Genomic DNA, 1232 nt, shown 5'->3' with positions numbered 1-1232 from the left:
ACCATTATGCCCCACATGCCTGCGCCCCTTATTTAAAAGTTATGTGTCAAGGAGGTAACATTGCAATTACAGGATGTTTTAGAAGCTTACAGGCAATTTCTGCTATTAAACTTTGCCACTATTAATGGCGTTTTATCTGAGGACATGCTGGCAGATTGGCTACAGGCAAATTGGGAAATAATTGTCGAGTCAATACTTCAAGAAGCCAACCTTATTCCTGGCTTATTGGACGTCTATGGCGAGGGCGCTGATTGTAATGGTTCTAGCTCTAGAGTTTCACTGCCTAAAATGTCGCCGTCGTGCGCTGTTCACGTCCAAAAGGGATATGTCCTCCATTCATTTGGTACGCTGCAAAACGACTTTTTTATTCAATCGCCACCTTTCGATTATGTAAAAGGTGAAAATTCAAAGGCAGAAGTCATCGTCAAATTAAACGATGCTCAATTTGAGATCGGTAAAACATATGACAGCATTGCCACATAACAAACAAATTATGGCACTCGCTGTCGCTCGCTGGGACACAAACACGCGGGGCGCTTCGCTATTATGCCCCGCGCGTTTGCGCCCCATATTTGGAAGTTATGTGCTAAAAGGACTTTGAAAATGCGTCTCTCTTTATTAATTATCTTGTTCTCATTTCAATGCATAGCTGCTTCAAATTCAGAGTTGCAAAAAGAACTTGTCTCCATGGCAAAAGCGGATCAAGAGGTCCGAAATGAAATAGTTTCCATCGGATGGAAAAATGCGCCTTCTGATCTGCTAGAAAAAATGAGGCTTATCGATGCAAGAAACACCGATAGGCTGAATGAAATCGTTAAAAAGCACTCTTGGGTCACTGAAGATTTAGTCGGTAAAAAAGGGGTCTCAGCCGCATTTCTAATTGTTCAACATTCGCCAGACTACAAATTTCAGGAAGAAATGCTTCCACTTCTAAAGCAATCTTTCTTGAATGGCGAAGGCGTTACTGGTCAGGAGTTTGCCTTACTGACAGATAGAGTCTTAGTTCATCAGAATAAACCGCAATTGTATGGCACCCAGTTAAACATCTTAAATGGTGAACTAGTTTTTGACCCGATTTTAGACAAAGGGAGTGTAAATAAGAGAAGAGCAGAAGTCGGGCTTCCATCATTGGAAGAATACAAAAAAGTAGTTGCGGAGGCTTATGGCGTGCCTGTGAAATGAATAGGCGCGCACATAACAACCCAATCAACACTCTCACTTCGTTCGCTGGG

2 protein-coding genes are annotated in these 1232 nt (G+C 42.3%); both read left to right on the top strand.

The genetic code is table 11. The features are described from left to right. Positions 1-60 precede the first annotated feature (60 nt). Positions 61-483 (top strand): hypothetical protein, encoded by a 423-nt coding sequence (locus ACX5J7_RS15775; RefSeq protein ID WP_498707486.1) that lies wholly within the window; start codon positions 61-63, stop codon positions 481-483. 120 nt (positions 484-603) lie between these two features. Beyond that, on the top strand, positions 604-1182 hold the full coding sequence (locus ACX5J7_RS15770) for a DUF6624 domain-containing protein (protein ID WP_498707485.1): 579 nt from the start codon (positions 604-606) through the stop codon (positions 1180-1182). Positions 1183-1232: the final 50 nt, after the last annotated feature.

It is taken from the genome of Alteromonas infernus (assembly GCF_902705815.1).
This window is presented reverse-complemented; position numbering and strand designations above follow the sequence as displayed.

What these genes read in the sequence shown, in the direction of transcription:
- ACX5J7_RS15770 (WP_498707485.1), top strand. Translation starts at nt 604, where the DNA reads ATGCGTCTCTCTTTATTAATTATCTTGTTCTCATTTCAATGCATAGCT.